The following is a 24,439-nucleotide window of genomic DNA, read 5'->3' on the forward strand; positions in this document are numbered from 1 at the left end:
CGTACTGGTCATCGGAGTGGATGCCCTGGTACGCCATGATGTGAAACACCTCGATACGGGGAAGTGACGAGGGGCGTACGAGAGGAGGCACCGACACACACGGGTACCGCGCCTTCGGGAAACCGGCACCGAACCGATGGAAAAAACGCACCTACGGAAAAAAGGGGGGGGGCCATGAGACTGCTGCTCGTCGAGGACGACAACCACGTCGCGGCCGCCCTCTCCGCGATCCTCGCCCGGCACGGCTTCCAGGTCGTGCACGCGCGCAGCGGCGAGGAGGCGCTGCAGGCGCTGCTGCCCGCGGACACGGAGCCCTTCGGCGTCGTGCTCCTCGACCTCGGCCTGCCCGACCAGGACGGCTACGAGGTGTGCGGGAAGATCCGCAAGCGCACCTCCACCCCGGTGATCATGGTGACCGCGCGCGCCGACGTCCGGTCGCGGATCCACGGCCTCAACCTCGGGGCCGACGACTACGTGGTCAAGCCGTACGACACCGGCGAGCTCCTCGCCCGTATCCATGCCGTCAGCCGGCGCAAATCGGCCGGCGAGGACACCGTTCCCACTCCTGTCGCCGCGTTGCGCCTCGGGCACGTCCACATCGAGCTCCCGACCCGCCGGGTCAGCGTCGACGGTGTCGAAGTCCAGCTCACCCGCAAGGAGTTCGACCTGCTCGCGCTGCTCGCCCAGCGCCCCGGCGTGGTCTTCCGCCGGGAGCAGATCATCAGCGAGGTGTGGCGCACGAGCTGGGAGGGAACGGGGCGCACGCTCGAAGTGCACGTGGCCTCCCTGCGTTCCAAACTGCGGCTGCCGGCACTGATCGAGACCGTGCGCGGGGTCGGCTACCGCCTCGTCGCCCCGTCTGCGTAGAGGCGTACGTCCCAGGTGCGCACCCGGCTGCTTCCGCTGCTCATAGTCCTCATGGCGAGCGTGCTGCTCGCCCTCGGCTTCCCGCTGGCCATGAGCGTGGCCGCCGCCCAGCAGCAACGCGTCGTCATCGACCGCATCGACGACACCGCACGCTTCGCCGCGCTAGCCCAGTTCATCGCCGAGCGGACCCCCGGATACGACGAGCGCCGCCGCATCCTGCGCAATGAACTCGACACCTACGCATCGGTGTACGGCATCCGCGCCGGTGTCTTCTACCGCGACGACAGTGCCATGGCCAAGGCCCCGGCCACCTGGCAGCTCCCCTTCGAGGGCGAGGGGAGAAAGGCCTTCAAGGAGGCGCTCCTGGGACGTCGCAGCCACGACCCGCCGCAGGTGTGGCCCTGGGAGCGCGGCAGGGTCGTCGTCGCCTCACCCGTCGTACGCGACGGTGATGTCGTCGCCGTCGTGGTCATCGACTCGCCCACCTCCGAGATGCGCGCACGCACGCTGCGCGGCTGGCTGCTCATCGCGGCCGGCGAAGTGGTCGCGATGCTGGTGGCGGTCGGTGCCGCGATCCGGCTCGCCGGCTGGGTGCTGCTGCCCGTACGGACCCTGGACGCGGCCACCCACGACATCGCCAGTGGCCGGATGCGATCGCGTGTCGTGGCCTCCGGAGGACCGCCGGAACTCAGGCGCCTGGCCCGTTCGTTCAACGAGATGGCCGACAACGTCGAGGACGTGCTGGAGCAGCAGCGCGCCTTCGTCGCCGACGCCTCGCACCAGCTGCGCAACCCCCTCGCCGCGCTGCTGCTGCGGATCGAGCTCCTCGCGCTCGAACTCCCCGAGGGCAGCGAGGAGATCGCCTCCGTGCGCACGGAGGGCAAGCGCCTGGGGCAGGTGCTGGACGACCTGCTCGACCTGGCGCTGGCCGAACACGCCGCGGCCGATCTGCAGCTCACGGACATCGGCGCGCTCACCGCCGAACGAGTGGCCTCCTGGCGGCCGGTCGCCGAGGAGAAGGGAGTACGGCTCAGGACGGACGGCTCGTCGGCCGTGACCGCCTGGGCGGACCCCATCGCCCTGTCGAGCGCCCTCGACGCCGTCATCGACAACGCCCTGAAGTTCACCCCGGCCGACGAAGAGGTCCTCGTCACGGTCGCCTCCGGCCGCGACGACGTCACGGTCGTCGTCGCCGACCGCGGACCGGGCCTCACCGCGAAGGAGATGGAGCGCGTCGGCGACCGCTTCTGGCGCAGTGCCCGGCATCAGAACGTACAGGGTTCCGGTCTCGGCCTCTCCATCTGCCAGGCCCTCCTGGCCGCGGGCGGCGGCTCCATCGGCTATGCCGCCCATGAGCCGCGCGGGCTGCGGGTGACGGTGTCGGTGCCGCGCCGGGGCCCGCAGGGCTGAGCGGGGCCGGGATCAGGGCTTGACCGAGCGGTAGTAGCGCCTGGCCCCTTCGTGCAGCGGCAGCGGATCGGTGTAGATCGCCGTACGCAGATCCACCAGCTGGGCCGAGTGCACCTCGCGCCCGATCCGGTCCCGGCTGTCGATCACGGTCCGGGTGAACGCCTCGGTCATCGCCGGATCCGTACGGTCAGTGGTCACCAGCACATTGGCGACCGCGACCGTCGGCACCGCCTGCCCCTGCTGCGCGTTGCGGTAGGCGTCGGCGGGCATCACGGCCGACCGGTAGTAGCGGGCGGACCCGCCCACGGCCTGAAGCTCCTTGATCAGCGGGGCCTCCAGCGGCACCAGCCGGATGGCGAACCGGTCCGACAGCTCCTGCACGGCGGAGGTGGGCAGTCCGCCGGACCAGAAGAAGGCGTCGAGCATGCCGTTCTCCAGCTGCTTCGGCATGGTGTCGATGCCGTTGGGAACGGGCGTCACATCGTTTGCGGGATCGAGCCCGGCGGCCGTCATCAGCCGGTCCGCGACCAGTCGTACGCCCGAGCCAGGCTGCCCGACCCCGACGCGTCTGCCGAGCAGGTCCGAGACCTTCCGTACCTCCGAGTCCCGGGGAACGACCAGCTGGATGTAGTCGTCGTACAGCCGCACACAGCCCCGCAGCCGGTCGGCGCCGGGCTTGCCGCTGCGCAGATAGGTGGCGAGCGCATCGGTGGTGGCGATGGTGAAGTCGGCCTTCCCGGTCGCCACCCGCGCGATGTTCTGCTGCGAGCCCTCGCTGGTCAGCAGCCGTATCGACACCTGGGGCAGATCCCCCGCCAGGTCCCCCTTGAGCCGTTCGCCGTAGCGCTGGTAGACCCCGCTGCGTACGCCGGTGCTGAAGGTCAGCGTGCCGCTCGGAGCCGGGTCCCCGAGCGGGAGCAGCCACCACAGCAGCAGCCCGAACACGACGACGAGGGCGGCGCACGCCTGAAGGGTGCGGAGCCGGCCGATGCGGGACAGTGCCTGGAGCATGACGGCGATCCTGCCAGCCCGTTCCGGCGATGACCAGGGCCGGAGCCCGGGGGCGGTGAGCCCGCCGGAGAGGTCTTCATCATCGAGGCCCGACCGGAGCCCTTACCCTGGACGGGTGAGCGGCAACGACGTGGCTGGTGGAGTAGTGGACGGTTTGAAGACGTACGAGGTGCGCACCTACGGGTGCCAGATGAACGTCCATGACTCCGAGCGATTGTCGGGGCTGCTGGAGGACGCCGGTTACGTACGTGCCGCCGACGGCTCCGACGGTGACGCCGACGTCGTCGTCTTCAACACCTGCGCGGTCCGCGAGAACGCCGACAACAAGCTCTACGGCAACCTCGGCCGGCTCGCCCCGATGAAGACCAAGCGGCCGGGCATGCAGATCGCCGTGGGCGGCTGCCTGGCGCAGAAGGACCGCGACACCATCGTCCAGCGGGCTCCCTGGGTGGACGTCGTCTTCGGTACGCACAACATCGGCAAGCTGCCGGTGCTGCTGGAGCGCGCCCGTATCCAGGAAGAGGCGCAGATCGAGATCGCCGAATCCCTGGAGGCCTTCCCCTCCACGCTCCCCACCCGTCGCGAGTCCGCCTACGCGGCGTGGGTCTCCATCTCCGTCGGCTGCAACAACACCTGCACCTTCTGCATCGTCCCGGCGCTGCGCGGCAAGGAGAAGGACCGCCGTACCGGCGACATCCTCGCCGAGATCGAGGCACTGGTCGCCGAGGGCGTCTCGGAGATCACCCTGCTCGGCCAGAACGTGAACGCGTACGGCTCCGACATCGGCGACCGCGAGGCCTTCTCCAAGCTGCTGCGCGCCTGCGGGAAGATCGAGGGGCTGGAGCGGGTCCGCTTCACCTCGCCGCACCCCCGCGACTTCACGGACGACGTGATCGCGGCGATGGCCGAGACGCCGAATGTGATGCCCCAGCTGCACATGCCGATGCAGTCGGGCTCGGACACGGTCCTCAGGGCGATGCGGCGCTCGTACCGGCAGGAGCGTTTCCTCGGCATCATCGAGAAGGTGCGCGCCGCGATGCCGGACGCCGCCATCTCCACCGACATCATCGTGGGCTTCCCCGGCGAGACCGAGGAGGACTTCGAGCAGACCATGCACGCGGTCCGCGAGGCGCGCTTCGCCAACGCGTTCACCTTCCAGTACTCCAAGCGCCCCGGAACCCCGGCGGCCGAGATGGAGGGGCAGATCCCCAAGGAGGTCGTCCAGGAGCGGTACATGCGCCTGTCCGCCCTCCAGGAGGAGATCTCCTGGGAGGAGAACAAGAAGCAGGTCGGCCGGACGCTTGAGGTCATGGTCGCGGAGGGCGAGGGCCGCAAGGACGGCGCCACCCACCGTCTCTCCGGTCGCGCCCCCGACAACCGCCTGGTCCACTTCACGAAGCCGGACGAGGACGTGCGCCCGGGCGACGTGGTGACCGTCGAGGTCACCTACGCGGCCCCGCACCACCTCCTCGCCGAGGGTGCTCCGGTGGGCGTACGCCGGACCCGGGCCGGTGACGCCTGGGAGAAGCGCACCACCGCCGAGGCCGCGAAGCCGGCCGGAGTGATGCTGGGACTGCCCGGTATCGGCGCCCCGGCGCCGCTGGCGGCCGCCGCGGCCCCCGGCTGCGGTTGCGACTGACCCGCACCGGAAGGACGCGGACGGCAGCCGACGGCCGCAGCGGGCGTACGCAGTACGCTGCCCACCATGCTTGTCGCCGCCGCTGTCTGCCCCTGCCCGCCCCTGCTGGTCCCCGAGGTCGCCGCCGGCGCCGCGCCCGAGCTCGACGCCCTGCGGAACGCCTGCGCGGATGCCCTGGGCGTGCTGGCCGCCGCCCGGCCCGATCTGCTGATCGTGATCGGCCCCGCGGACGAGGCGGGGCGCGGCCCGCACCCCGAGGGGTCCACCGGCACCTTCGAGGGCTTCGGGGTCGGCCTCGGCGTACGGCTGGGGCGCGATCTCGGTCCGGTGGCGGACCGCCGGCTTCCGCCGTCCCTGGCCGTCGGTGCCTGGCTGCTCACCCGCGCCCGATGGGCCGGCGCGCCGGTCGAAGGGCTCGGCGTGGGAGAGCCGCTCGGCACCGAGCGCTGCGCGAGCACCGGACGGGACCTGGCGGCCGGGGCGGACCGGGTCGCGCTCCTGGTGATGGGCGACGCCAGCGCCTGCCGCACGGTCAAGGCCCCCGGCTATCTGGACGACCGCGCCGAAGCGTTCGACGCTGCGGCCGCCCGTGCGCTGGGTGCGGCGGATCTCGACGCGCTGATCGCACTGGACGAGTCGCTGGCGTACGAACTCAAGGCGGCGGGCCGGGCACCCTGGCAGGTGCTTGCCGGCGCGGCCGAGGGGGCGCGCCTGGGCGGGCAGCTGCTGTACGAGGACGCGCCGTACGGCGTGGGCTACCTGGTCGCCGCCTGGTCCTGAGCCTCCCTGTCCGCAGTCGTGGAGCCGCAGCCGTAGCCGGGCGTAAACGGATGACGGCCGTGCAGCGTCTTCGCTCCACGGCCGTTGATCGGTTCTTGTTCAGGAAGTGGGAGGCGTACCCGGCGGCGTACCACCCTCGTGCTTGTGGGTCAGGCGCTCGACCGCGTCCTTGGCCTTCCTCGTGCCGGACTCGATCTTGTCGCTGTACTTGCCCTTGGTCTTTTGGTCGACCGTCCGTGCGGCCTTGTCGAGCCCTTGGTCGATCTTGTCCCCGTGCTGATGCGCGAGATCGCCGACCTTTTCCTTGGCGGGGCTCAGCTTGGCCTTCAAATTGTCCAGGAAGCCCATCGGGCACCTTCCCTGCTGGGGGGACTGGGGTCGGGCGCCCTCCCCGGCCTTGCTGTCGGCGGCCTTGGCAGGCAGCCCTGATGGTGAACGGCAAACCGTGAAAAAACGCCCGTATTCACTAATGAATTCTACCGGCACGGGCGATGATCCGCGCCGCCCGGGGCGGCGAACGACTCCCCGCCGGGGCCGGACACCTCACTCGTTCGGGAAGAAGGCCGGAGGTTTGCGAGACTGGGGCGGTGAGAAGTACAGCTCCCGCGCCGCGGGTCATCACCGTCGTCGGTCCCACTGCAGCCGGAAAGTCCGATCTGGGGGTATTTCTAGCTCAGCAGCTCGACGGCGAAGTGGTCAACGCCGACTCCATGCAGCTCTACCGGGGGATGGATATCGGCACCGCGAAGCTGACGCTCTCCGAACGAGGGAACGTTCCGCACCACCTGCTGGACATCTGGGACGTCACCGAGACGGCCAGCGTCGCCGAGTACCAGCGGCTGGCCCGCGCCGAGATCGACCGGCTGCTGGCCGCGGGCCGTACTCCCGTGCTGGTCGGCGGCTCCGGGCTTTACGTGAAGGGCGTCATCGACGCCCTGGAGTTCCCCGGCACGGACCCCGGCGTACGGGCCAGGCTGGAGGAGGAGCTGGTCGAACGCGGCTCCGGAGCGCTGCACGCCCGGCTCGCCGCCGCCGACCCCGAAGCGGGCCGGGCCATCCTGCCGAGCAATGGCCGCCGCATCGTCAGGGCCTTGGAGGTCATCGAGATCACCGGCAAGCCCTTCACCGCCAACCTCCCGGGTGACGATGCGGTGTACGACACCGTCCAGATCGGCGTCGACGTGGCCCGCCCAGAACTCGACGAACGCATCGCCCTGAGGGTCGACCGCATGTGGGCGGCCGGACTCGTCGACGAGGTGCGCGCCCTGGAGGCGCACGGTCTGCGCGAGGGGCGGACCGCGGCCAGGGCGCTCGGCTACCAGCAGGTGCTTGCCGCGCTGGCCCGGCAATGCACCGAGGAAGAGGCGCGCGCCGAGACCGTGCGCGCCACCAAACGATTCGCGCGCCGTCAGGACTCATGGTTTCGCCGCGACCCCCGGGTCCACTGGCTCAATGGTGCCGCGGAGCATCGCGGAGAACTTCCGCAACGGGCGCTGGCGTTGGTCGAACGAGCGGTTACAGCCTGATCACGTGATGGCATCGGGACGCCCTGCCCGTCATTTCGGTGACCGGGGGCGTGCCATCATCGAGCATCGATCGACCAGTGGAGTCCGAGTTGGGAGGGCGCGTGGCGATGGAGGCCGGCCCTCGCGACACGGAACAAGACGCACCGGACACGCTGCACGAGGCAGGACGCTTGAGCCCCGACGGGCCCGATGAGCTCGAAGTGACCCCCGAGGTCGAGGTCGAGCTGCGGCCCGCACGGCGTCTGCGCGTCTGGCAGCTCGCTCCGATCGTCATGCTCGCCGCAGTGGGATCGCTGATGTTCGCGTTCCCGCTGGCCTTCGAGTTCGGCGACGGCGGCGCGGTCGTCGCCATGCTGGGCCTGCTGATCAGCTGCTGCGCCGCGGGCTGGGGCATGATGGCCGCCCGCCGCGTGGGATACACCTGGCCCGGGCTGCCGCAGAGGGGCGCGGGTGAGCGGTCCGACTGGCGCGTGATCGCCCTGTACGTCGCCGTGTGTGCCGCCCTGGTCGCCCTGGCGGTCTGGCGCGTGGCACGCCTTCGCTGACGAACGAGCCGGCCCCACCACTGCTACGCGGCCCCGCCGGACACGATGCCGGGTCTGCGTCCGGCGCGGGGCCCGGTTTCGGCGGGTGGCGGTGGTGCCTCGTACAGTTGCTCTGTGAGCACCTCGCAGATCGCCTTCCTCAAGGGTCACGGCACCGAGAACGACTTCGTGATCGTTCCCGACCCGGACAACGCCCTCGACCTGCCCGCCACCCTCGTCGCCCGGCTGTGCGACCGCCGGGCCGGTATCGGTGGTGACGGGCTGCTGCACGTCGTACGGTCCGCCGCGCATCCGGAGGCGCGGGCCATGGCGGGCGAGGCCGAGTGGTTCATGGACTACCGCAACGCCGACGGTTCGATCGCCGAGATGTGCGGCAACGGCGTACGGGTCTTCGCCCACTATCTGCAGCGTGCCGGGCACGTCGAGGAGGGCGACCTCGCCGTCGCGACCCGGGGCGGCGTGAAGCAGGTGCACATCGACAAGGGCGGTGACATCACGGTCTCCATGGGGCGCGCGATCCTCCCCGAGAGCGGCGTCACGGTCACCCTGGACGGCCGCAGCTGGGCCGCCCGCAATGTGAACATGGGCAATCCGCACGCGGTCGCTTTCGTCGACGACCTGGCGCACGCCGGTGATCTCCGATCCGTACCGCCGTTCAGCCCCCCGGCCGTCTACCCCGACGGCGTCAACATCGAATTCGTCGTGGACCGCGGACCGCGCCATGTTGCCATGCGCGTCCATGAGCGCGGCTCCGGCGAGACCCGCTCCTGCGGCACGGGCGCCTGCGCCGTGGCCGTCGCCACGGCCCGCAGGGACGGCGCCGACCCCACGGAGACCGGCACCCCGGTCACGTACACGGTGGATCTCCCCGGCGGCACTCTCGTGATCACCGAGCGGCCGGACGGCGAGGTCGAGATGACCGGAGCCGCCGTGATCGTCGCCGAAGGTGTGATCGACTCCGCCTGGCTCGAAACGGCGATCGGCTAGAGCTTCGCTCGAATGGGTGATCCGTTTCACGCTGAGCGAGAGCCGGACTCCGCCACGTGGTGGGCTCGGTAGCATCAAGCACCGGCCCGGAGGCGCGACCGCACCTCCCCACCGCCGGTCAATGTCGCCGGAGGTGCCCCATGAGTGCAGAGGCCACCAACTCGGGTGCTCCCATCCGCAGACGGAGCCGTCCCCGGATCGATCTGCGCAGGCTCGGCCGCGTCGCGTTACTCGGCCCCGTCTCCCGCGACCGGCTGCCCGACGCGATCGGCCATGTCGCCGAGGCCCACCGTGCCCACTACCCGGATGCCGACCTCTCCATCCTGCACCGGGCCTACGTACTCGCGGAGTCCTCCCACCGCGGACAGATGCGCAAGAGCGGCGAGCCGTACATCACGCACCCCCTCGCCGTCACACTGATCCTCGCCGAACTCGGCGCCGAGACCACGACACTCACGGCCTCGCTGCTCCACGACACCGTCGAGGACACCGAGGTGACCCTCGATCAGGTACGGGAGCAGTTCGGCAAAGAGGTCTGCTACCTCGTCGACGGCGTCACCAAACTCGAAAAGGTCGACTACGGAGCGGCGGCCGAACCCGAGACCTTCCGCAAGATGCTGGTCGCCACCGGGGACGACGTCCGGGTGATGTCGATCAAGCTCGCCGACCGGCTGCACAACATGCGCACCCTCGGTGTGATGCGCCCCGAGAAACAGGCCAGGATCGCCAAGGTCACCAGTGACGTGCTGATCCCGCTGGCCGAACGGCTCGGCGTACAGGCCCTCAAGACCGAGCTGGAGGACCTCGTCTTCGCGATCCTCCACCCCGAGGAGTACGAACACACCCGCGCGCTGATCGCCACCGCGTCGGCGCAGCCGGACGCCTCCGGCGCCGCGGCCGCCCAGGACCCGCTCGTCGCCATCGCCGAGAGCGTCGCAGCGGTGCTGCGGGAGGCCGGCATTCCCGCGGAAGTCCTCATCAGGCCCCGCCACTACGTCTCCGTGCACCGCGTCAGGATCAAACGCGGCGAACTGCGCGGCACCGACTTCGGCCGGCTGCTGGTCCTCGTCGGCGAGGACGCCGACTGCTATGCCGTCCTCGGCGAACTGCACACCTGCTTCACGCCGGTGATCTCCGAGTTCAAGGACTTCATCGCCGCCCCCAAGTTCAACCTGTACCAGTCACTGCACACCGCGGTCGTGGGCCCCGACGGCGCGGTCGCCGAAGTCCTCATCCGTACGCACCGGATGCACAAGGTCGCCGAGGCGGGTGTCATCGCCCTCGGTAATCCGTACACCGCGGACAGCGGCGGCGCCCTCCAGTCCGACGAGCCCGCGGACGGAGAGCGCGCCGACCCGACCCGGCCCGGCTGGCTCTCCAGGCTCCTCGAATGGCAGCAGGCCGCCCCGGACCCCGACACCTTCTGGACCACGCTCCGCGCCGACCTCGCCCAGGACCGGGAGATCACGGTCTTCCGCACCGACGGCGGCACACTCGGACTGCCCGCCGGAGCCAGCTGCGTCGACGCCGCCTACGCGCAGTACGGCGACGAGGCGCACAGTTGCATCGGCGCCCGGGTCAACGGCCGCCTGGCCACCCTCGGCACCGTACTGAGCGACGGCGACACCGTGCAGCTGCTGCTCGCCGAGGACGCCGCATCCGGCCCCTCGCCCGACTGGCTCGACCACGCCCGGACACCCACCGCCCGCATCGCCATCACCGGCTGGCTGGACGCCCACCCCGAGGACGCCCAGGGCGCGCACAGCGGCAGGCCCGCGGAGCCCAGGCCCGAACCACAGCCCCAGGAGAGCGCCGACCCCGGGCCCGCCCGGCCCAGGAGACGCGGCGCGAGCGCCGTGGTGGACCGGCCGGACGCCGCCGTACGTCTCGCGGGCTGCTGCACCCCCGTACCACCGGACGCCGTCACCGGATTCGTCGTGCGAGGCGGCGCCGTCACCGTGCACCGGCTGGAATGTCCCGCGGTAGCCCGGATGCAGGCCGTCGGCCGGGTGCCGGTCTCGGCGAGCTGGGGCGACACGGCCGGGTGCAGGGTCACCCTGGTCGCCGAGTCCTTCGGACGGTCCCGGCTGCTCGCCGACCTCACCGAGGCGATTGCGACGGCGGACGCGGCGATCATCTCCGCCACCGTCGAACCGCCCAGCGAACAGCGGGTCCGGCACACCTACACACTGCAGCTCCCCGACGCGGCCGGACTGCCGGCGCTGATGCGCGCGATGCGTGACGTACCCGGTGTGTACGACGTGAGCCGCGCCCAGCACCCCGCCACCACCGTCTGATCCCGCCGCACGCAGCGCCATCTGCCCCAGCGATCTCGTTCGAGTGGCGCGGCGCGCGCCGCGCCCTGCCCGGACGGGAGTCGCTGGTAGCGGTAGTTCATGCCGTTCATCTCCCGCCGACTGCGGGCCGCTCTGCTGGCCGCCGCATCGGCCACCCTCGTCGCCGCCGCCCTCCCCTCGCCCGTGCCGCTCGGCATCGGCGATCCACTCTTCCCGCATCTCGGTAACCCCGGGTATGACGTCCTCTCCTACGACATCGGCCTGACCTACCACGGCAGCAACAGCAAGCCACTGGACGCCGTCACCACGATCGACGCGCGGACGACCGGGCCTCTGGACCGGATCAACCTCGACTTCACCCGGGGCACCGTCAGCGCGGTCGAAATCAACGGTCAGCGCGCCGGCTTCGCCATGGCCGACGAGGACCTGGTCATCAAGCCCCCCGGCCGGCTCTCCGCCGGAGTGCCGCTCCGCATCACCGTCCGGCACACCAGCGAACCGGGCGGAGACCGGGGCAGCGGCGGCTGGCTGCGGACCGCCGACGGCCTGGCCATGGCCAACCAGGCCGATGCCGCACACCGGGTCTTCCCGAGCAACGACCACCCCGCCGACAAGGCGTACTTCACCTTCCGGATCACCGCGCCCAAGGACCTCACGGCGGTGGCCAACGGCCTGCCTGCCGGCACCGCCCGGCACGGCGCCCAGACCACCTGGACCTACCGGACCGAACATCCGATGGCCACCGAACTGGCTCAGGTCACCATCGGCCGTTCCACCGTCCTGAAACGGACCGGGCCGCACGGACTGCCGGTACGCGATGTGGTGCCGAGCGCCGACCGCAAGCAGCTGGAACCCTGGCTCAGCAAGACATCAGGTCAGCTGGAATGGATGGAAAAGCAGGTGGGCCCCTACCCCTTCGAGACATACGGGCTGCTGGTCGCCGCCACCGAAACCGGCTTCGAGCTGGAGACCCAGACGCTCTCGCTCTTCGAACGGACCCTGTTCACCAATACCGCCTACCCCAAGTGGTACGTCGACTCGATCATGGTGCACGAGCTCGCCCACCAGTGGTTCGGCAACAGCGTCACCCCGCGGACATGGTCCGATCTGTGGCTCAACGAGGGACACGCCACCTGGTACGAGGCCCGCTACGCCGAGGAGCACGCCGACCAGCCGCTGGAACGCCGGATGCGTGAGGCATACATCAGGTCCGACGGCTGGCGTGCGGCGGGCGGCCCGCCGGCCCGCCCCGGCGTTCCGGCGCCCGGACAGAAGCTCAGCCTGTTCCGGCCGGTGGTGTACGACGGCAGCGCACTGATCCTTTACGCGCTGCGCCAGGAGATCGGCAAGAGTGCCTTCGACCGGCTGGAGCGCAGCTGGGTGAGCAAGCACCGGGACTCCAACGCGGCCACCGCGGACTTCGTCCGGCTGGCGTCGCAGACCGCGGGCCGCGACCTGACCCCGTTCTTCGACGGCTGGCTGTACAAGAAGAAGACTCCGCCGATGCCGGGACATCCGGATTGGCACAGTGACAAGCCCGCGAAGCAGCGATAAACCCGGATGACGGGCCTGGCGGACCATGCCACTATCGACGGGGTCGCCGCGGCGGCCGGACCGGGTTCCCGACAGCGGGAATCATCGGGAGAGGTCACGCGTTGTGACTGACGTAACGGACTTCCATCGACGTAAGGATCCAATGACCTCCTCTTCTCTTCCCCAGGACGCGCAGGACGCGCAGAGCGCTACGGAGAATGTCACCGAGAGCCTCACAGAGAGCCTTCGGGCCGACGCCCTGATGGAAGAGGACGTCGCCTGGAGCCACGCCATCGACGGAGAGCGGGACGGCGAGCAGTTCGACCGCTCCGAGCGCGCCGCGCTGCGGCGTGTGGCAGGACTTTCCACCGAGCTCGAGGACGTCACCGAGGTCGAGTACCGACAGCTGCGCCTGGAGCGTGTGGTGCTGGTCGGTGTCTGGACGTCGGGGACCGCGCAGGACGCGGAGAATTCCCTCGCGGAGCTGGCCGCACTCGCGGAGACGGCGGGCGCCCAGGTGCTCGATGCCGTATTCCAGCGCCGTGACAAGCCGGACCCGGCCACCTACATCGGCTCGGGCAAGGCACTGGAGCTGCGTGACATCGTCCTCGAATCAGGAGCCGACACCGTCGTCTGCGACGGTGAGCTCAGCCCGGGCCAGCTGATCCATCTGGAAGACGTAGTCAAGGTCAAGGTGGTCGACCGGACCGCCCTGATCCTCGACATCTTCGCCCAGCACGCCAAGTCCCGAGAGGGCAAGGCGCAGGTCTCCCTGGCCCAGATGCAGTACATGCTGCCGCGGCTGCGCGGCTGGGGTCAGTCGCTCTCCCGTCAGATGGGCGGCGGCGGTTCCAGCGGCGGTGGCGGCATGGCAACGCGTGGCCCCGGTGAGACCAAGATCGAGACGGACCGGCGTCGGATCCGCGAGAAGATGGCGAAGATGCGCCGGGAGATCGCGGAGATGAAGACCGGCCGCGAGATCAAGCGCCAGGAGCGCAAGCGCAACAGGGTGCCGTCGGTCGCCATCGCCGGCTACACCAACGCGGGCAAGTCCTCGCTCCTCAACCGGCTGACCGGTGCGGGCGTCCTGGTGGAGAACGCGCTGTTCGCCACCCTGGACCCGACCGTGCGCCGGGCCGAGACGCCGAGCGGCCGGATCTACACCCTGGCCGACACCGTCGGGTTCGTACGGCATCTGCCGCACCACCTCGTCGAGGCGTTCCGCTCCACCATGGAGGAGGTCGGTGAATCCGATCTGATCCTGCATGTGGTGGACGGCTCGCACCCGGTGCCGGAGGAGCAGCTCGCGGCGGTGCGCGAGGTGATCCGCGACGTCGGCGCGGTGGACGTGCCCGAGATCGTGGTGATCAACAAGGCGGATGCGGCCGATCCGCTGGTGCTGCAGCGGCTGCTGCGCATCGAGAAGCATGCGATCGCCGTTTCGGCGCGTACCGGTGCCGGTATCGACGAGCTGCTCGCACTCATCGACTCCGAACTGCCCAGGCCCTCGGTCGAGATCGAGGCGCTCGTGCCCTACACCCGGGGAGGCCTCGTCTCCCGGGTGCACGCCGAGGGCGAGGTGATCTCCGAGGAGCACACGTCGGAGGGCACCTTGCTCAAGGCGCGGGTACACGAGGAACTGGCAGCCGACCTCTCCTCGTTCGTCCCCGTGGCGCACTGACCGCGGCGCGGTATCCAGTACGGACCGAAGGCCCGCTCCCTCGTCGGAGCGGGCCTTCGGGCGTTCCGGCGGCCGCTGCTACCGGCCGCCGGCCTTGTCGCTCATCGCGGTGAAGACGTCCTGCGCGCCCTTGTACTTGCCATGGACGTGTCGTGCGAAACGGTGGCCTGGCCAACGGCCACCGAAGGCGCGGGGCCACCCCATGACGGTGCGGACCCTGCCTCCTGCTGCCGCACGGGCGCGGCCGATCCGGGGGCGCAGGAAGGGCCCCGGCGGGCAACTGCCGCACCGGGGCCCTGATGTGCCGTCACCGTCACCCGAATCACGCCGGGTGACGGTCCGTCGTCACTGTCCCGCGTACTTCTTGCTGACCGACTCGTAGATGCCCTCGGCCTCCTTGCCCAGGCGCGGCCCGGCCAGCCAGCCGGCCGTCACCGGGCCGATGGAGGTGTTCGAGACCAGCGCGGGCTTGCCGTCCCGGCCCGCCGCGACCCAGCCACCGCCGGAGGCACCGCCCGTCATGGTGCAGCCGATGCGGTACATCGTGGCATCCTGCGCGGTCAGCGAGAGCCGGCCGGGCCTGTCCGTGCACTGGAACGCCTTCTGCCCGTCGTACGGCGGAGCGGCCGGGAAGCCGGTGGCCGTCATGGCGGCGATCTTCGGCACGGCCGGGGCGTCGAACTCGACGGGCAGCGCGGAGCCGACCGTCTCCTCCAGGGACTTGCCCGTCGAACCCTTCTCCGGCGTGACGCGCAGCACCGCGAAGTCGTACGGGGCGCCAAGCCCGCCGACCGAGGACCCCTGCGAGATCCACTGTTCGGACGTCTGGGCCCACTGGCCCCACCACACGCCGTAGGGGGCGATCTCCTGCTTGGTCGCCTTCTGCAGCTCGGCCGTCGACAGGCCGCCGTTGTTGTACGACGGCACGAAGGCGATGTTGCGGTACCAGCCGCCCTTCTTGCCCGCGTGCACACAGTGTCCGGCGGTCCACACCAGGTTGGACTTTCCGGGGTGCGCCGGGTCCTTCACCACGGTCGCGGAGCAGACCATGGAGCCCTCGGGGCTGTCGAAGAGCAGCTTCCCGGACTCCGCGGCGTTGGCGTGGTACGGCGTCCGGACACCGGCGGCCCGCACGGGCACCGGCGTCGGGTCCGTCACGCCCGCATCGCCCGAGATGTCATTGTCGACCGGCTTCTCCGGCGACTTGTCGGCATCCCGCATCCGGTCCGGGTCCCAGAGGCCCTCGATGATCGGGTTGACGAAGTCCTTGGCCTCGCGCAGCCACTTGTCCCTGTCCCAGTTCTTCCACTCGCCGTCCTTCCACTGGTCGAGGTCGATCCCGTGTTCCTTGAGCCGGTCCTTCAGATCGTCCGGAATGGTGATCTTGCCGTCCGAGGACTGGCCCGCGGAACTCGTCGGCTTGTCACTCGCGTTGTCCTCGCCCGGACCGCAGGCAGTGGCGGTGAGCGCGAGGACCGCGGTGACCGAGGCCACGGCGAGCGCCGAGGAACGCGTGCGACGTGCGCTCCCCTGACGTGCGGTGAGAACTGGTCGAATGAGTCGCATGTGGTGATCCCCCTGGGACTTCGTAACTCAACACTTCTGTACTGCACTTGGGTACTCTTGCGAGCCATCTGTTCCGAACGCCCAGCGGACTTCCGGAAAGCTGTCCGATCCCTCCGTGCGGCCCCCACTATGCCGGTGCCGATGGGGACGGTCCGCGGCAGGGCCATGGTTCCGCCCCCGCAAGGATCTTCGGATTTACCCGTGATCCAATGCGCCCGGCGTCGTTGGTACGTACGAGGGACTCGGGGACAGCGTTCATCCCCGCAGTCCGTCCGTGCGTCAACGTACTGACGTGCAACGCAACTGTTACAGCGGGAGGACCAACAGCCGTGGCCGTGACCGAATCAGCTCCGGTGGCAGCACCGACGGTGCACGAGGGGATCCTGCGCCGCCAGTCGCTGCGCGAATCCGCCGCTCGTACCTACGCGCGTTCACTGCCGATCGTGCCGGTACGGGCCCGTGGGATGACCATCGAGGGCGCGGACGGGCGGCGATATCTCGACTGTCTCTCCGGGGCGGGCACACTGGCGCTCGGGCACAACCATCCGGTGGTGCTGGAGGCGATCAAGAAGGTGATCGACTCGGGCGCACCGCTGCAAGTGCTCGACCTCGCCACCCCGGTCAAGGACGCCTTCACCACGGAGCTGTTCGCCACCCTGCCGCGGCAGTTCGCCGACAACGCCCGGATCCAGTTCTGCGGACCCGCCGGTACGGACGCCGTCGAGGCGGCGTTCAAGCTGGTCCGCGCCGCGACCGGCCGCGGCGGACTCCTCGCCTTCACCGGCGCCTACCACGGGATGTCGGCCGGAGCCCTGGCCGCCTCGGGCGGTGCCGAGGACGTACGCGTGACACGGCTGCCCTTCCCGCAGAACTACCGCTGCCCCTTCGGTATCGGCGGTGAGCGCGGCGCGGAGATCGCCGCGCGGTGGACCGAGAACCTCCTGGACGATCCCAAGGGAGGCGCCCCCGCGCCGGCCGGGATGATCCTCGAACCGGTACAGGGGGAGGGCGGTGTGAACCCCGCCCCCGACACCTGGATGCGCCGGATGCGAGAGATCACCCGGAGCCGGTCCATCCCCCTGATCGCCGACGAGGTGCAGACGGGCGTCGGCCGCACCGGTGCCTTCTGGGCCGTCGAGCACAGCGGGATCGTGCCCGATGTGATGGTGCTCTCCAAGGCCATCGGCGGCTCCCTCCCGCTCGCGGTGATCGTCTACCGCTCCGAACTCGACACCTGGCAGCCGGGCGCCCACGCGGGTACCTTCCGGGGCAACCAGCTCGCGATGGCGGCCGGCACGGCCACCCTTTCCTTCGTACGGGAGAACCGCCTCGCCGAGCGCGCCGCCACCCTGGGCGCCCGCATGGTCGCGCGGCTCCAGGCGCTGGCCACGGACCACCCGTCCATCGGAGACGTTCGCGGACGGGGCCTGATGATCGGGGTGGAACTCGTCGATCCCGAAGCCGCCCCGAGCGGCGACAGCCCCGAGCCACCGCCCGCCCCGGTCCTCGCCGCCGCCGTCCAGCAGGAATGCCTGCGCCGCGGACTCATCGTCGAACTGGGCGGACGCCACTCCACCGTCGTACGCCTCCTCCCGCCCCTCACCCTCACCGACGAACAGGCAACAGCGGTCGTGGACCGCCTCGCCGATGCCCTGGCAGCGGCCGAACGCCTGCCGCTGCCGCACCGCCGGACCACGACCGGGTCGATCCGCTGACCCCGGACACCCTCACAAGGAAGACCGCCGTGAACACCACCCCCGCGCCCCGGGCCGACGGCCCTCCCCCCGCCCAGCAGCGAGGAGAGGCCGGGCACACCGGCAACCTCGTCGTCGAGCAGACCACCGTGCCCCGCCAGAAGGCGGCACCGGGCGAGGGGCGGTACACCCCGAAGGCCACCCGCGCGGCATCGGCCGACCTCCTGGATCACCCGGACCCGCTGCGGGCCGCCGACATGGCGGGCGTCGAGAATCTGCTCCGCTGCTGGGCGCGGGAGAGCGACCTGCCCCGGCCGGACGGGGAGACCCTCCGCATTTCCCTCCCCGCGAGCGGAACCGCACTGCTCGTCCCCGTCCACTACTGGTCCGCCACGGGCTGGCACCGCTTCGGCATGCCTGCCCTGGAGGGGGCACCCGAAGGAGCGCCGCCCGCCGACGCCGTCACCGTCGCCGCCCTCCTGGGCCGCGAGGCCGACCGCCATGAAGGCGCCGACATGGTGGCCAGGGTCGCCGACTCGGTACGGCGAACGGCCGGCTTCATCGCCGAGCGGCGTCGCACCCCCGAAGCCCCGGCCGAAGCGGACTTCTTCCTCACCGCCGAGCAGTCACTGCTCCTCGGACACCCGCTCCACCCCACCCCCAAGAGCCGCGAAGGCCTTTCCGACTCCGAATCCCGCCTCTACTCACCCGAGTTGCACGGCTCCTTCCCGCTGCACTGGATGGCGGTCGACCGTTCCCTGCTGGCCACCGACTCCGCCTGGACCGACGGAGGCCGCCCCGTGCCCGCCACGGAACTGGTCGTCTCCCACACCGAAGGTCTGCGCCTCCCCGACAACACCGCACCGATTCCGCTCCACCCCTGGCAGGCCCGCGAACTCGGGCACCGGCCCGAGACCGCCGCCCTGCTGGACGCCGGACTCCTCCACGACCTAGGGCCGCACGGGAAGCACTGGCACCCCACCTCCTCCGTCCGCACCGTGCACCGGCCCGGCGCCGAGGTCATGCTCAAGCTCTCCCTGGGCGTCCGCATCACCAACTCCCGTCGCGAGAACCTCCGTAAGGAACTCCACCGCGGAGTCGAGGTCCACCGGCTGCTCCGCAGCGGACTCGCCGCGCAGTGGCACGCCGCCCACCCCGGCTTCGACATCGTCCGCGACCCCGCCTGGCTCGCCGTCGACGGCCCGGACGGCGAACCCGTCGCGGGCCTCGACGTGATGCTGCGTCACAACCCCTTCGGCCCGTACGACGACGCGGTCTGCATCGCCGCGCTCACCGCCCCGCGCCCCTGGCCCGGCCGGACGGGCGTGCACTCACGCCTCGCCGAGATCGTTCTCTCCCTGGCCGCCGCCACCGGAAGGGCCGTAGGAGCCGTCGCCACCGAGTGGTTCCTGCGCTACCTCGACCGCGTCGTACGCCCCGTGCTCTGGCTCGACGCCCACGCGGGCGTGGCACTCGAAGCCCACCAGCAGAACACCCTCGTGCTGCTCGACCCCCACGGCTGGCCCGTCGGCGGCCGCTACCGTGACAACCAGGGCTACTACTTCCGCGAGTCCCACCGCGCGGCACTGGAGCGCCGGCTCCCCGGCATCGGATCGGCCAGCGACACCTTCGTCTCCGACGCGGTCACCGACGAGCGGTTCGCCTACTACCTCGGCATCAACAATGTGTTCGGACTGATCGGGGCATTCGGTGCCCAGGACCTCGCAGACGAGCACGTGCTCATCGCCGCGTTCCGTCGATTCCTCGGCTCGGCCACCGCGCTGGGTTCCCCGCTGCCCGCGCATCTGCTGGAAAACTCCCACCTGCGGTGCAAGGCCAATCTGCTGACCCGTCTGCACGGCCTCGATGAACTCGTCGGTCCGGTCGACACCCAGTCCGTCTACGTCACCATTGCCAACCCCCTGTGTGCCTGAGGGAACATGACCACTGCCTGAACTGCCGAGAGGAGAGCGACACCGTGGCTCCCGCCGATGCGCACACCGACGCCGGTACCGGCCCCGCCGCACAGGCCGACACGGGCGCCGAGGACACCCTGGACCTGCCGCTCTCCGAAGAAGTCCTCGCCCTGTTCGGCGAGGACGCACCGGTCACCGCGAAACATCCCCTGTCCACGGACGCGTCCGCGTCATCCGAACCGGACGACGCGGGCCCGGCCGTGGCCGGTCGGGCAGCCATGAAAATGCCTGCCGACTCCGAACTGCTCGACCACCCGGGCGACTGGGGGCCGGTCACCACCCCGGCCGGAGTGTTCCAGCTCGTCCCTGTACGAGTGGAACGCGATCTCGCCGTGATCAGCCACTGGATGAACGATCCCGCGGTCGCCGCCTTCTGGGAACTCGCCGGACCCGAAGCCGTCACCGCCGACCATCTGCGCCCCCAACTCGACGGCGACGGACGCAGCGTCCCGTGCCTGGGAGTGCTGGCCGGCATCCCCATGAGCTACTGGGAGATCTACCGCGCGGATCTCGATCCGCTGGCCCGCCACTACCCCGCCCGACCGCACGACACCGGAATCCACCTCCTCATCGGTGGTGTGAACAACCGCGGACGTGGGGTCGGCACCACCCTGCTCCGGGCCGTTTCCGATCTTGTACTCGACAACCGCCCCCTGTGCGCGCGGGTGGTGGCAGAGCCCGACCTGCGTAACACCCCCTCCGTCTCCGCCTTCCTGAGCGCAGGCTTCCGCTTCTCCGCCGAAATCGAACTCCCCGACAAACGAGCCGCCCTGATGGTCCGCGACCGAATCCACCGTGGCCAGCTGTGAACGATCTGCTGTATTGCGTACACCGCTCGAACCCCATCGGTTCCATCCCGAGGAGTCCCCGTGCCGAAATATCCTGCGAGCCATGATTCAGCGGAGTCTGCCGCCCTGCTCAGGACGCCAGAACTGAACGGGATGGTCTGGGACGCGGCCGCCGCCCGACTTCTCGCGAAGATGCTCGGTCAGTTCGCCTACGAGGAAGTCATCGAGCCGGTCCGGCAGGCCGACGGGGCCGATACGTACAGCCTCCGGCTCGACGACGACGGAACCCTGAGCTTCAGCGCCCGGCGCGGCGTGTACGGCGGTTGGCACGTCGCCCCCGATTCGATCCGGGAAACATCCGGGAGCGCCCGAGAGGCACCGCCCGAATCGATGCGGGGCGGTGACGGGGGCGTACGGGCTGAGTCACTGCGGGACAGCGGTCAGGGTGCACGCGCCGAGCGGCCGCAGGGCAGTGACCGAGGCGCACCTGTCGAGCCGCCGCAGGGCAGTGACCGGGGCACCGAGCCGTTGCGGGGTGGCGGCGGGGGTGTCGATGCCGTCGTCCCCTTCCGCGACCCACTGCAGTTCCTCGCCCGTGCCCGCCATCTTCTCGGGATCGACGGCGCCACCCTCGGCCACCTCATCCGCGAGGTCACCACCACCCTCGCCGCCGATGCCCGGCTCGATCACACCGCGCTCTCCGCCGCCCGGCTGGCCGACCTCGACTACGCCGAGCTGGAAGGGCACCAGACGGGACACCCCTGGCTCGTCGCCAACAAGGGGCGCCTCGGCTTCTCCGCCACCGACGCCTCCCGCTACACACCCGAGGCCCGCAAGCCGGTCAGACTGCCGTGGATCGCCGTCTCCACCAGGATCGCCGCCTACCGCGGCGTGGCAGGCCTGGCCACGCCCGAGCAGCTGTACGCACAGGAACTCGACCCGTCGGTCCGCGACTCCTTCGCCGCTGTGCTCCGTGCCCGCGGTCTCGACCCCGCCGGCTATCTCTGCCTTCCCGTGCACCCCTGGCAGTGGGACGAATGGATCGTTCCGGTCTTCGCCCCGGCCATCGCCGCGGGCGACATCGTTCCGCTCCACAGCGACGCCGACCTCCGGCTGCCGCAGCAGTCCATCCGCTCCTTCGCCAATGTGGCCCGTCCCGACCGGCACACCGTCAAGCTGCCGCTGTCGATCCTCAACACACTGGTCTGGCGGGGCCTGCCGACCGAGCGCACTCTCGCGGCCCCCGCCGTCACCACCTGGGTCCAGGGTCTGCGCGACCGGGACGCCTTTCTGCGCGACACCTGCGAGGTCATCCTGCTCGGCGAGGTGGCCTCGGTGACCGTCGAGCATCCGCTCTACGACCGACTCCCGGAGGCCCCGTACCAGTTCAAGGAAATCCTCGGAGCGATCTGGCGAGAACCCCTCCAGCCCCGGCTCGCGCCGGGCGAACGGGCCAGGACCCTGGCCTCGCTGCTCCACACCGATCCCCGGGGCCGCGCCTTCACGGCCGAGCTCGTCGCCCGCTCGGGGCTGACGCCCACCGCATGGCTGACCCGGCTCTTCGCCGCACTGCTCCCGCCGCTGCTGCACTTCCTGTACCGCTACGGCACCGTGTTCTCCCCGCACGGCGAGAACGCCATCGTCGTCTTCGACGAGCAGGACGTACCGGTGCGCCTGGCGATCAAGGACTTCGTGGACGATGTGAACGTCAGCGCCCAGCCGCTGCCTGAGCACGCGTCGATGCCGCAGGACGTACGCCGCATCCTGCTCACCGAGGAGCCCTCCTTCCTCACCCAGTTCATCCACTCCGGACTGTTCATCGGTGTCTTCCGATTTCTGTCGCCGCTGTGCGAGGAACAGCTGGGGGTTCCGGAGGCCGATTTCTGGTCACTCGTACGGGCCGAGATCCTGCGGCACCACGCGCGCTTTCCCGAGCTCAAGGAGCGGTTCGAGATGTTCGACATGCTGACGCCACGCATCGAACGTCTCTGTCTGAACCGCAACCGCCTGCATGTCGACGGCTACCGGGACCGCCCACAGCGCCCGCACGCCGCCATCCACGGGACCGTGCCCAACCCGCTCCATCCCTCCGCCTGAGTCCGGGAGTGATCGCCGTTGTCAGTGGTGCCCCGTAGGGTGGTCTGGCTATGACAAAGCCATCCCTCCCCGAGCTCCTGCACGCCGCCGTGACCGCCGTCGGCGGTACGGAACGGCCTGGCCAGGCCGCCATGGCCGAGGCCGTTGCCGAGGCCGTCGACGACAATGCCCATCTGCTCGTCCAGGCCGGCACCGGCACGGGCAAATCCCTCGGCTACCTGGTGCCCGCGCTGGCGCACGGGGAGCGCGTCGTGGTGGCGACGGCGACCCTGGCACTGCAGCGCCAGCTCGTGGAGCGCGACCTTCCGCGTACGGTCGACGCCCTGCATCCGCTGCTGCGCCGACGGCCCCAGTTCGCCATGCTCAAGGGCCGCTCGAACTATCTCTGTCTGCACCGGCTCCATGAAGGAGTGCCGCAGGAAGAGGAGGAGGGCCTCTTCGACCAGTTCGAAGCCGCGGCCCCGTCGAGCAAGCTCGGTCAGGATCTGCTGCGGCTGCGGGACTGGTCGGACGAGACCGAGACCGGCGATCGTGATGACCTCACCCCGGGCGTCTCGGACCGTGCCTGGGCGCAGATCTCCGTCTCATCCCGCGAATGCCTGGGCGCCGGCAAGTGCGCGTACGGCGCGGAGTGCTTCGCGGAGCAGGCTCGTGAGCGTGCCAAGCTCGCCGATGTCGTCGTCACCAATCACGCCCTCCTCGCCATCGACGCGATCGAGGGCGCCCCGGTGCTCCCGCAGCACGAGGTACTGATCGTCGACGAGGCCCATGAGCTGGTCTCCAGGGTCACCGGAGTGGCCACCGGGGAGCTCACGCCCGGTCAGGTCAACCGCGCGGTGCGCCGAGCGGCGAAGCTGGTCAACGAGAAGGCGGCCGACGCCCTGCAGACGGCGTCGGAGGGCTTCGAGCGAGTCATGGAGCTGGCGCTCCCCGGCCGTCTGGAAGAGGTCCCCGAAGACCTCGGTTACGCACTGCTGGCGCTGCGCGACGCCGCGCGTACGGTGATCTCGGCGCTGGGCGCCACGCGTGACAAGTCCGTCCAGGACGAGGACGCCGTGCGCAAGCAGGCACTCGCATCGGTGGAGACGATCCACGGCGTCGCCGAGCGCATCACCCAGGGCTCCGAGTACGACGTCGTCTGGTACGAGCGCCATGACCGCTTCGGCGCCTCTGTACGGGTCGCCCCGCTCTCCGTCTCCGGACTTCTGCGCGAGAAGCTCTTCGCCGACCGGTCCGTCGTCCTCACCTCTGCCACGCTCAAGCTCGGCGGGGATTTCAACGGGGTGGGTGCATCGCTCGGACTCGCTCCCGAAGGCACTGCGGGGGATGACATCCCGCAGTGGAAGGGGCTCGACGTCGGATCGCCGTTCGACTACCCGAAGCAGGGGATCCTGTACGTCGCCAGGCATCTGGCCACGCCCGGCCGGGAGGGCTCCCGCACCGACATGCTGGATGAGCTGGCCGAACTGGTGGAGGCGGCGGGCGGGCGCACCCTCGGACTGTTCTCGTCCATGCGGGCGGCCCAGGCCGCCGCCGACGAGCTGCGCGGCCGCCTCGAAAAGCCGATCCTGCTGCAGGGCGAGGAGACCCTCGGAGAGCTGATCAAGAACTTCGCGGCCGACCCCGAGACCTGTCTGTTCGGCACGCTGTCGCTCTGGCAGGGCGTCGATGTGCCCGGAGCCAGCTGCCAGCTGGTGGTCATGGACAGGATTCCGTTCCCACGCCCCGACGACCCGCTGATGAGCGCACGCCAGAAGGCGGTGGAGGAGGCGGGAGGCAATGGGTTCATGGCCGTTGCGGCGACGCACGCCGCGCTGCTGATGGCTCAGGGCGCCGGCCGGCTCGTACGGGCCACGGGCGACAAGGGCGTGGTCGCGGTGCTCGATCCCCGGCTGGCCAATGCCAGGTACGGCAGCTATCTGCGCGCCTCGCTGCCCGACTTCTGGTACACCACCGACGGCAACCAGGCGCGGCGCTCACTGGCGGCGATCGACGCGGCGGCCAAGGCCAACGATCAGTAGCCCCGCCCCCGGGCCCGGAGG

Annotated in this window: 18 protein-coding genes; 15 read left to right on the forward strand and 3 right to left on the reverse strand. The window is 70.4% G+C overall.

All coding sequences use genetic code 11. The features are described from left to right. Window positions 1-174: 174 nt before the first annotated feature. Both OG507_RS29920 and OG507_RS29925 read left to right on the forward strand, forming a co-directional pair. Window positions 175-867: a response regulator transcription factor gene (locus tag OG507_RS29920; protein ID WP_327370232.1), complete on the forward strand. Its 693-nt coding sequence runs from the start codon at window positions 175-177 to the stop codon at window positions 865-867. Window positions 868-882: 15 nt separating this feature from the next. Then, window positions 883-2,277: a sensor histidine kinase gene (locus OG507_RS29925; protein WP_327370233.1), complete on the forward strand. Its 1,395-nt coding sequence runs from the start codon at window positions 883-885 to the stop codon at window positions 2,275-2,277. Window positions 2,278-2,289: 12 nt separating this feature from the next. Here OG507_RS29925 and OG507_RS29930 read toward each other — a convergent pair whose 3' ends face one another. Then, window positions 2,290-3,288 carry a TAXI family TRAP transporter solute-binding subunit gene (locus tag OG507_RS29930; protein ID WP_327370234.1) on the reverse strand — a complete coding sequence of 333 codons (999 nt, stop codon included), beginning with the start codon at window positions 3,286-3,288 and terminating at the stop codon, window positions 2,290-2,292. 145 nt (window positions 3,289-3,433) lie between these two features. Here OG507_RS29930 and miaB point away from each other — a divergent pair, with 145 nt between their 5' ends. Both miaB and OG507_RS29940 read left to right on the forward strand, forming a co-directional pair. After that, complete coding sequence (gene miaB, locus OG507_RS29935) at window positions 3,434-4,927, forward strand: tRNA (N6-isopentenyl adenosine(37)-C2)-methylthiotransferase MiaB (RefSeq protein WP_327372150.1); 1,494 nt, start codon at window positions 3,434-3,436, stop codon at window positions 4,925-4,927. Window positions 4,928-4,993: 66 nt separating this feature from the next. Continuing rightward, window positions 4,994-5,707, forward strand: a complete 714-nt coding sequence (locus tag OG507_RS29940) for a class III extradiol dioxygenase subunit B-like domain-containing protein (protein WP_327370235.1) — start codon at window positions 4,994-4,996, stop codon at window positions 5,705-5,707. Window positions 5,708-5,806: 99 nt separating this feature from the next. On the opposite strand, the gene OG507_RS29945 is transcribed toward OG507_RS29940, so the two are convergent. Beyond that, entirely contained in the window at window positions 5,807-6,055 is a 249-nt protein-coding gene (locus tag OG507_RS29945) for an antitoxin (RefSeq protein ID WP_327370236.1), read from the reverse strand. Window positions 6,056-6,294: 239 nt separating this feature from the next. Here OG507_RS29945 and miaA point away from each other — a divergent pair, with 239 nt between their 5' ends. The 6 genes from miaA (at window position 6,295) to hflX (ending at window position 14,276) form a co-directional block, all read left to right on the forward strand. Further along, window positions 6,295-7,233, forward strand: a complete 939-nt coding sequence (gene miaA, locus OG507_RS29950) for a tRNA (adenosine(37)-N6)-dimethylallyltransferase MiaA (RefSeq protein WP_327370237.1) — start codon at window positions 6,295-6,297, stop codon at window positions 7,231-7,233. Window positions 7,234-7,340: 107 nt separating this feature from the next. After that, window positions 7,341-7,778 (forward strand): hypothetical protein, encoded by a 438-nt coding sequence (locus OG507_RS29955; RefSeq protein ID WP_327372151.1) that lies wholly within the window; start codon window positions 7,341-7,343, stop codon window positions 7,776-7,778. 114 nt (window positions 7,779-7,892) lie between these two features. Then, a complete protein-coding gene (dapF, locus tag OG507_RS29960) occupies window positions 7,893-8,765 on the forward strand; it encodes a diaminopimelate epimerase (RefSeq protein ID WP_327370238.1) in 873 nt (290 codons plus the stop codon). Window positions 8,766-8,905: 140 nt separating this feature from the next. Then, window positions 8,906-11,062 (forward strand): RelA/SpoT family protein, encoded by a 2,157-nt coding sequence (locus tag OG507_RS29965; RefSeq protein WP_327370239.1) that lies wholly within the window; start codon window positions 8,906-8,908, stop codon window positions 11,060-11,062. Between the two features lie 99 nt (window positions 11,063-11,161). After that, a complete protein-coding gene (locus OG507_RS29970) occupies window positions 11,162-12,616 on the forward strand; it encodes a M1 family metallopeptidase (RefSeq protein WP_327370240.1) in 1,455 nt (484 codons plus the stop codon). A gap of 142 nt (window positions 12,617-12,758) precedes the next feature. After that, window positions 12,759-14,276: a GTPase HflX gene (hflX, locus tag OG507_RS29975; protein ID WP_327370241.1), complete on the forward strand. Its 1,518-nt coding sequence runs from the start codon at window positions 12,759-12,761 to the stop codon at window positions 14,274-14,276. A 345-nt stretch (window positions 14,277-14,621) separates the two neighbouring features. Here hflX and OG507_RS29980 read toward each other — a convergent pair whose 3' ends face one another. Continuing rightward, on the reverse strand, window positions 14,622-15,842 hold the full coding sequence (locus OG507_RS29980; RefSeq protein ID WP_327370242.1) for a trypsin-like serine peptidase: 1,221 nt from the start codon (window positions 15,840-15,842) through the stop codon (window positions 14,622-14,624). Window positions 15,843-16,171: 329 nt separating this feature from the next. Here OG507_RS29980 and OG507_RS29985 point away from each other — a divergent pair, with 329 nt between their 5' ends. Genes OG507_RS29985 through OG507_RS30005 form a run of 5 tightly spaced genes read left to right on the forward strand, consistent with a single transcriptional unit; the run spans window position 16,172 to window position 24,418 of the window. Further along, window positions 16,172-17,557 carry a diaminobutyrate--2-oxoglutarate transaminase family protein gene (locus tag OG507_RS29985; protein ID WP_327370243.1) on the forward strand — a complete coding sequence of 462 codons (1,386 nt, stop codon included), beginning with the start codon at window positions 16,172-16,174 and terminating at the stop codon, window positions 17,555-17,557. Between the two features lie 29 nt (window positions 17,558-17,586). Next, window positions 17,587-19,470, forward strand: coding sequence for an IucA/IucC family protein (locus tag OG507_RS29990; protein WP_327370244.1), 1,884 nt, complete (start codon window positions 17,587-17,589; stop codon window positions 19,468-19,470). Window positions 19,471-19,514: 44 nt separating this feature from the next. Beyond that, window positions 19,515-20,321, forward strand: a complete 807-nt coding sequence (locus OG507_RS29995) for a GNAT family N-acetyltransferase (RefSeq protein WP_327370245.1) — start codon at window positions 19,515-19,517, stop codon at window positions 20,319-20,321. Window positions 20,322-20,381: 60 nt separating this feature from the next. After that, window positions 20,382-22,397 (forward strand): IucA/IucC family protein, encoded by a 2,016-nt coding sequence (locus OG507_RS30000; RefSeq protein ID WP_327370246.1) that lies wholly within the window; start codon window positions 20,382-20,384, stop codon window positions 22,395-22,397. 50 nt (window positions 22,398-22,447) lie between these two features. Next, the gene (locus OG507_RS30005) at window positions 22,448-24,418 is read left to right on the forward strand and encodes an ATP-dependent DNA helicase (RefSeq protein WP_327370247.1); all 1,971 of its coding nucleotides are present in this window, start codon (window positions 22,448-22,450) and stop codon (window positions 24,416-24,418) included. Window positions 24,419-24,439 lie beyond the last annotated feature (21 nt).

Origin of the sequence: Streptomyces sp. NBC_01217 (assembly GCF_035994185.1) — a bacterium.
Taxonomy (GTDB): domain Bacteria; phylum Actinomycetota; class Actinomycetes; order Streptomycetales; family Streptomycetaceae; genus Streptomyces.

Coding starts and splice junctions, on each gene's coding strand:
- OG507_RS29955 (WP_327372151.1), top strand. CDS start 7,341: ATGGAGGCCGGCCCTCGCGACACGGAACAAGACGCACCGGACACGCTG.
- OG507_RS29920 (WP_327370232.1), top strand. CDS start 175: ATGAGACTGCTGCTCGTCGAGGACGACAACCACGTCGCGGCCGCCCTC.
- OG507_RS30005 (WP_327370247.1), top strand. CDS start 22,448: ATGACAAAGCCATCCCTCCCCGAGCTCCTGCACGCCGCCGTGACCGCC.
- OG507_RS29940 (WP_327370235.1), top strand. CDS start 4,994: ATGCTTGTCGCCGCCGCTGTCTGCCCCTGCCCGCCCCTGCTGGTCCCC.
- hflX (WP_327370241.1), top strand. CDS start 12,759: ATGACCTCCTCTTCTCTTCCCCAGGACGCGCAGGACGCGCAGAGCGCT.
- OG507_RS29945 (WP_327370236.1), bottom strand. CDS start 6,055: ATGGGCTTCCTGGACAATTTGAAGGCCAAGCTGAGCCCCGCCAAGGAA.
- OG507_RS29970 (WP_327370240.1), top strand. CDS start 11,162: ATGCCGTTCATCTCCCGCCGACTGCGGGCCGCTCTGCTGGCCGCCGCA.
- OG507_RS29980 (WP_327370242.1), bottom strand. CDS start 15,842: ATGCGACTCATTCGACCAGTTCTCACCGCACGTCAGGGGAGCGCACGT.
- OG507_RS29965 (WP_327370239.1), top strand. CDS start 8,906: ATGAGTGCAGAGGCCACCAACTCGGGTGCTCCCATCCGCAGACGGAGC.
- OG507_RS29930 (WP_327370234.1), bottom strand. CDS start 3,288: ATGCTCCAGGCACTGTCCCGCATCGGCCGGCTCCGCACCCTTCAGGCG.